Origin of the sequence: Intrasporangium chromatireducens Q5-1 (genome assembly GCF_000576575.1) — a bacterium.
Classification (GTDB): Bacteria; Actinomycetota; Actinomycetes; order Actinomycetales; family Dermatophilaceae; genus Intrasporangium_A; species Intrasporangium_A chromatireducens.
This window is the reverse complement of record NZ_AWQS01000232.1, coordinates 1-5,983: the sequence shown is the minus strand read 5'-3', so window position 1 is coordinate 5,983 and position 5,983 is coordinate 1. Positions and strand designations below refer to the sequence as shown.

Below are 5,983 nucleotides of genomic sequence, written 5' to 3'. Positions count from 1 at the left end.
ACTTCCCACCCGATGCAATTTCGAGGCTAGGCGTCGATCCGCTCGGATGATCACGCGGTGATTGTGCCCTAGCCTGCCCACGATCGCTCATGCCGCCGATCGCTCGGGCGATCGTGCCGATGAGCGGGTGATCGGCGGTGCCATCCGAGGCATGGGAACTGCGCGCGTGGAGAGAGTCGCAGTCAGGGCGGAGACGCAAGAAGGTGAGCGCGAAGCCATCGTCGTGGTAACCCTGGAAGGCACGTCCTGGCAGTTGAACGTCCGGGCGAGCCCCAGCGACTGGGAGCGACTGTCGAATGTGCCGGGCACGGACTGGCGCAGACGCGAAGCCGTTCGTCTCGGGACGTTGGAAGGGTCCGCTGTGTGGTGGCATGTGTCCGATGACGCTCTCCACATCAGCGTCGGCGACCATGGTCCGGAATCATCGGACTTCGGACTCGTCTTGCCGCTCTCGGTCCTGCGCCAGGTGCGCGATGAGGTGGCGAACGTAGACGAAAGCTGTGGCTAGCCGACGCCTCGAGCCTGCCTCCGGTCATGCCGCGCTGAGGACGGCCACGCTCGTGCGGAAGCATCGGAGCAGATTCCTGCCACGATGGCGCGTACCGGCCGAAGGAGGGTCACGTGCGTCGACAGGAAGTGCTCCGCGGGTGGCGGGCCCGGTGGGACGTGCCCGACGTCAAGCAGTTGACCCGGCAGCTGTCGTCGGAACTGGTTGCTGGCGACCTCACCTCCGCCTCGCCCTTCGGGATCGTCGACGACCGCGCAGACCTTCGTGGCCTGCAGGTCGATCTTATGTCTGCAACCCGCGACCCGATGTACGAACGCGTGACCGTCTCCCGAGGCCGGTGGGAGGCCCTGGACCTGTCGGGGGCCGACACGGTGGCTCGGCTCGACCAGATCCCGGGCATCGGGCCCGCCGCAGCCGGCATGATCATCGCCGAGATCGGCACCGACATGACCCGCTTCCCGACCGCGGCCCACCTGGCGTCCTGGGCCAAGTTCAGCCCAACCGTCAAACAGTCGGCAGGCAAGACCAAGGGCAACGCAGCCACCGGACGCGGCAACCGCTACCTCGCCAGAGCGCTTGGCGAGGCCGCCGTCGGAGCCTCCAGAACCAACACCTTCCTCGGTGAGCGCTTCCGCCGCATCGCAAGACGCCGCGGGAAGCAACGCGCACTGGTAGCGATCGGACGCTCAATCCTGACTGTGATCTGGCACCTACTGTCTGATCCCACCGCCACCTTCAACGACCTTGGAGCCGACCACTACGACAACCGCGGCAGCACCCAACGCGCCCTCCGCAGGCATGTCAACGCGCTCCATGCCCTCGGCTTCGCCGTCACCATCACCCCCAGCGGCTGACCCGGGCCGTCGGCGTCCTCCAAAACCCGCGTGGCCAGGTCCATTTTCGGATTAGCCGCGATCCGCGCGACCCGGCCACATGCGTCTTATCGCCGCGATAGACTGAACAGGCGAACGACCAGCCACTATCGGGACGCCAGTGAGTCGCCCGTACGGAACGGCCTATTGACCGGGGGCAGCAGGGCAGCCATCTGCTGGGCGGCGCACCACCCTTACGGCTGTGGTTCGTCGAGTGAGCTCAGCAGGTTGTCGAGTCGGTCTGGCGCGTCATCCGCTTGCTGGCTTCCTACGTGGGCATACACGGCCAGCGTGATGCTGGTCGAGGCGTGGCCGCACCACGTGGAGACCTCCTTCACCGAGAAGCCGCCGGCGATGAGCAGGGACGCGTACCCATGCCGCATGCTGTGCGGCGTCAGCTCTGCAGGCAGGCCTGCTTGGGCCAGTGCTGGTCGCCATGTCCGCCGCAGAAAGTTTTGCCGTAGAAGGGGTGTGCCGGCCGACGAAGTGATCACAAGCGCCACGCAGTCAGCGCCCGTGTACGCCTCCATGTAGTCGCACAGTTCGCTCATCACCGATTTCGCCACGGGAACGCTGCGCCGGCCTGCGGCGGTCTTGGGCGGCCCGAATACCACTCCCCCGACCGTCTGCTGCGCGGTGCGTCGTATGTGGATCCGGGAGCGCGACACGTCGACGTCGGATCGCCGGAGTGCGGTCAGTTCCCCGAAGCGTAGGCCGCACCAGTACCCGAGCAGGACCACGGCGCGGTACCGAGGGTCGATGGCCTTACGTAGGGCGATTGCTTGCTCCAGCGTCATCCACAACCGTTCATTGCCATGATCCGCGGGCATGGGCACTCCGGCAGCCGGGTTGGTAGCGAGCCTGCGGTCGTGTACCGCCGCCTCCAGCAGTTGACGAAAGGCAAGGAGGATCTTTCGGGCAGTGCGAGACGCGAGCGTCTCCTGAAGCTCCGCTGCCCAGGTTCTGATGTCGGCGTTCGAGAGGTCGTCAAGCCGTCGTCGACCCCATACGGGGCGAATGTGCCTGTTGCAAATTGACTTCAGTCGCTCGTGTGACGTCGAGCGAAGATCGGCTTTGCGAGTCGGCAACCAGATGTCGATCCAGTCGCTGACGAGAAGTCGGGACCGATTGGGGTCCATCCACTGGCCAAGCTGGATGTCTTGCTCGGCAGCTCGGGCCCAGGCAACGGCGTCGACTTTACGGTCGAATGTCTTGGAGTACTCCCGACCTCGAAGCTTGTAAGTCGCCTGCCAGCGGCCGTTGGGTCGACGAATGATCGAGGCCATCAGGGGCTGTCCCGTCGCGATGTGGCTGGGGCCTGGTAGTTCGCCCTGAGATCATGGACAAGCGGGGCATGCAGACCCATGCTCATGACCGCTCTTCCGACTACACGTCTTGGTTGAGCGCCCACCGCTTCACCGCGGTGGGCTCGAAGCGCAGGTGCCGACCGAGACGGAGGGCCGGCGGGCCCTCACCTCGATGGCGCCACTGGTAGAGCGTGCCAACCGGCACGGCAAGGAACGTGGAGACGTCTTGGATTGTCCAGAGCGCAGACGCCGAGGCTTCAGCGCCCTCCGTGGTTCCCACCTTCATTTCTCTGCCTCCTTCAAGGCGTATGACGTCGGCTTCCATGAGCCTTCATCGAACCCAAGGCGTATCTGGCGCGTGGGCGTTCATCGTCGGTGGTACAACTTCGCGACGCATTGGCGGCTAGGCAGCGGAATCTGGTCAGCGCCCAAGACCAGCGCCTGGAGCCAGTGCCTTTCCCGGGGCGGGGACGTGGCCCGGCCGCGAGACGTCATGAGTGGCTGTCGGCTCGTCACCTACTCGCAGTGTGCTCCCGAGCGCGCACGCGGCTGACGAGGCGGCCGACATGGCCTCCACTGTGTCAACGCTGGCCCGTGCCAACGCTTCACGAATCGGCTCGATCAGTGGGGCGCTGCGGCCGAGCTGCAGGTCTCGGGGCGCAAAAAGGTTGCCTACCGTCTCCCGTTCACCTGGGCCGAGACCGAAGATCTCCTGGCGAGCGGCGTTCAGCATGAGCTGTGCCGGGGCGTAGAGGCGCGAGCCGGTGGCCGTGATGTCTCGAACGGCGGTGGCCACCTCGAGACCGGAGGTGATGACACTCGCGACGACGAGCCCGACCCGCGAAAGTTCGGCCCGGCCGGCGATCACCTCCGGCGCGGCGAGCGTGGTGCCGTCGTGGATGAGCTCTCGTGAGGCTGCCTGCAGCTCGGCATCCGTCTCCCATAGATCGGGTTTGATCTTTCGGGTCGAGGCATCGGTGAGCGCGTCGCAGAGCCTTGCGAGGCGGCTAAACGCCTGGGTGCTGTGCTCGAGGGCCGAAGCGAGACGCCGGTCATAGGTGTGCGCGTCCAGCTGACCGGTCCGGGCCGCGGCGTGCGCCATCACCTGGACGCAACGCGCGGTCATGGCTTGCCCTCGGGCCACCGTAGCGATCGTCGCCGCTGAGGGCGTCCGCGCTAGAGAACGGTGAGCGGCAAGATCCCAGCCGGCAAGGGCGTCCATGAGGCGGTCCAGCCCGGCATACGGATCGGCATGCTGGCCACCCAAGGCGGTGACCAGACGTGACCCGACATAGGCGCCGGCCAGTTGCTCGAACGCCATCAGTCGAGACAGCGCCTCCTGACCACGCGGGATGCCGCGGGTGGCCCGCGAGGAAAGGTTCTTCATGGCGGTGGCCGCATGCAGGGAGCGAACGTGCTCGCCCACGGATACGGCAACGGCGTGGGAGCAGACGTAGAGAGCGTGCATGGTGCGCATCTGCGCGGCGCTTACCTCGGTCTCGAGGCGGGCGGACAGGGCTGGCGCGCTGGGTGGCGCGTGGCGCGCTAGGAGGTCAGCGGCATGCGTGAAGGTCCTTGCCACGCTGACCAGGCGTGGGTCGGTGGGTCCCGCGCCGGGCCAGTTGCGCCGCAACTGGGTTCGATGCATCCCTTTGGCGATGGCCTCGAGCTGGGACATGACACCGCCTCGCGCGACCCCGGGAGTAGCGGACGTAGGGAGCGCCCGCCACAGCTCGGCGGCGCTCTCGACGACTTCTCCGAAGGTGCGCAGCAGGGCCGGTGCGTCATCGCCTGTCACGTCGAACAACAGTCCACGCGTGGTGATGTCGGCCTGCAGGAGCAACTCACCGATGCTACGGGGGTCGCGGACGCTCACGGGTGGACCTGCCGTGTGACGTCGTCCAGCATCGCGACCAGCCGCGACGATCCGGGCGGAAGGGACTCGATCGCGACCGAGCGGATGAGTTTCTCCGCGTGAGCCAGGGCCGCGGCCGTGTCACCCGGTGACACCTCGAACCGTGTCAGCGCTACATCGGCCCCCTTGGGGACGAGGTTCGCCGCGAGCGTCGCCGCTAGATGTATGGCGTGGGCCAGGGAGTATGTCGGCCCGAATGGTCCCTCGAGCTCCGCTCGCGCCCACGCGGCCGATGCTGTCCGGTGGAGCAGTTCGGCGACGCTCACAACAATCCGGGACGGGCCGGAGGTCAGGGACGGGCTGCTTGGATCCGGCATGGTGGCTCCTTCTCGAGTGCGCTCTCGACCCCTTCGTAGGGGTCGAGCAGTTCTCTGGCCAGGGCGCACCTCCCGGCTGTGCATCGCGGTCACGACGACAGACGGGCTGTGCACGGTGGGCATCACTCACCTGAAGGACGGCCACAGCCGCGCAGCGGTCAAGAACATGGCCTCAAAATGCCGCGGCATCGGACGCCGCCGCTGCAATCAGCGGAGCGACGATACTGCGGCATATTTCCGAGCCAAGCGCGTGAGAGAAGGGAAACGCGGCGAGTCATGGTGCCATCACGTATCCGTCTCCGGCCGCTCGTGCAGCCGGTCACAGCTTCTCTGGCCGTTCGCGCGGCGGGGCAGCGCCTCGGAGCAGAGTCGCGACCATGCGCTTCGTCAGCTCCCCACCGCACCATTCCGCGGCTTCGGCACGAGAAAGACCTTCGTCCGCTGTGAGCTTCTGCAGTGCCAGCCCTGCACGTCCTTCGCAGTCGGCGATGGCCGCTTTGCGCTCCTCGAGGGCGGTCAGTACTTCGACGGCGAGTGCCTCGATGCGCCTGTCGCGTTCGGCGCGCTCCCGTCGACGCTGTGCCTGTTCCCCGAGTGCTGCTCTTCGAGCTGCCTGTCTGATGGATTGCTGACCCATGCCCGTGCTCCTCCGTTGAGTGCCGTCCTCCCTCCCGAAGGCGTCAACAAGCGGTACACGGTCACCGCGCCCGGATCGAAGCGCGTACCCCGCCCGAAACTGGCTCTACTGACGCTTCCGTGGGTGGGTTGAGGGGCCGGAGAACGTGAGCACGCCGTTCCCGTCTAGGTTTCTGAGCTGTCGAAGAACAGGAACCAGGGATCGGAGAACGGCGTGCAGAACGCCACCTTATGGCGTGGGCTTCTCGGGGTCGACAAGACGGTCGTGGAGGACGTCGAGTTCGACGAGGACGAGCAGCTGCTGGTTGCGTCGGTGCGGCCTCGCAGACGCTCGAGGGGCAGGTGTGGGGTGTGTGGGCGGCCCTCGCCCGGGTATGACCGCGGTGAGGGCCGGCGGCGGTGGCGGGCGCTGGACCTGGGCACGGTGC

Annotated in this window: 7 protein-coding genes; 2 read left to right on the top strand and 5 right to left on the bottom strand. The window is 66.7% G+C overall.

The annotated features are described in order from the left end of the window. Positions 1–621: 621 nt before the first annotated feature. Positions 622–1,362, top strand: a complete 741-nt coding sequence (locus tag N864_RS18365) for a transposase (RefSeq protein ID WP_155893012.1) — start codon at positions 622–624, stop codon at positions 1,360–1,362. 212 nt (positions 1,363–1,574) lie between these two features. On the opposite strand, the gene N864_RS24305 is transcribed toward N864_RS18365, so the two are convergent. The 5 genes from N864_RS24305 to N864_RS24810 all read right to left on the bottom strand — a co-directional run bounded on the left by N864_RS24305 (position 1,575) and on the right by N864_RS24810 (position 5,556). After that, positions 1,575–2,666: a tyrosine-type recombinase/integrase gene (locus N864_RS24305; protein ID WP_081794019.1), complete on the bottom strand. Its 1,092-nt coding sequence runs from the start codon at positions 2,664–2,666 to the stop codon at positions 1,575–1,577. 100 nt (positions 2,667–2,766) lie between these two features. Then, positions 2,767–2,973, bottom strand: coding sequence for a helix-turn-helix domain-containing protein (locus N864_RS18355; RefSeq protein WP_051518776.1), 207 nt, complete (start codon positions 2,971–2,973; stop codon positions 2,767–2,769). Positions 2,974–3,108: 135 nt separating this feature from the next. After that, positions 3,109–4,563, bottom strand: coding sequence for a hypothetical protein (locus N864_RS18350; protein ID WP_034720452.1), 1,455 nt, complete (start codon positions 4,561–4,563; stop codon positions 3,109–3,111). Continuing rightward, the gene (locus N864_RS18345) at positions 4,560–4,919 is read right to left on the bottom strand and encodes a hypothetical protein (protein ID WP_155893011.1); all 360 of its coding nucleotides are present in this window, start codon (positions 4,917–4,919) and stop codon (positions 4,560–4,562) included. Before N864_RS18345 ends, N864_RS18350 begins: the two co-directional genes overlap by 4 nt. Before the next feature lie 319 nt (positions 4,920–5,238). Continuing rightward, positions 5,239–5,556 (bottom strand): hypothetical protein, encoded by a 318-nt coding sequence (locus tag N864_RS24810; protein ID WP_155893010.1) that lies wholly within the window; start codon positions 5,554–5,556, stop codon positions 5,239–5,241. 213 nt (positions 5,557–5,769) lie between these two features. Between N864_RS24810 and N864_RS18340 the strand changes: the two genes are divergently transcribed. Next, positions 5,770–5,983, top strand: a 214-nt coding sequence (locus tag N864_RS18340; protein WP_034720448.1) for a transposase family protein, incomplete at its 3' end; no start/stop codon positions are given.

What these genes read in the sequence shown, in the direction of transcription:
- N864_RS18355 (WP_051518776.1), bottom strand. Translation starts at nt 2,973, where the DNA reads ATGAAGGTGGGAACCACGGAGGGCGCTGAAGCCTCGGCGTCTGCGCTC.
- N864_RS24305 (WP_081794019.1), bottom strand. Translation starts at nt 2,666, where the DNA reads ATGGCCTCGATCATTCGTCGACCCAACGGCCGCTGGCAGGCGACTTAC.
- N864_RS24810 (WP_155893010.1), bottom strand. Translation starts at nt 5,556, where the DNA reads ATGGGTCAGCAATCCATCAGACAGGCAGCTCGAAGAGCAGCACTCGGG.
- N864_RS18345 (WP_155893011.1), bottom strand. Translation starts at nt 4,919, where the DNA reads ATGCCGGATCCAAGCAGCCCGTCCCTGACCTCCGGCCCGTCCCGGATT.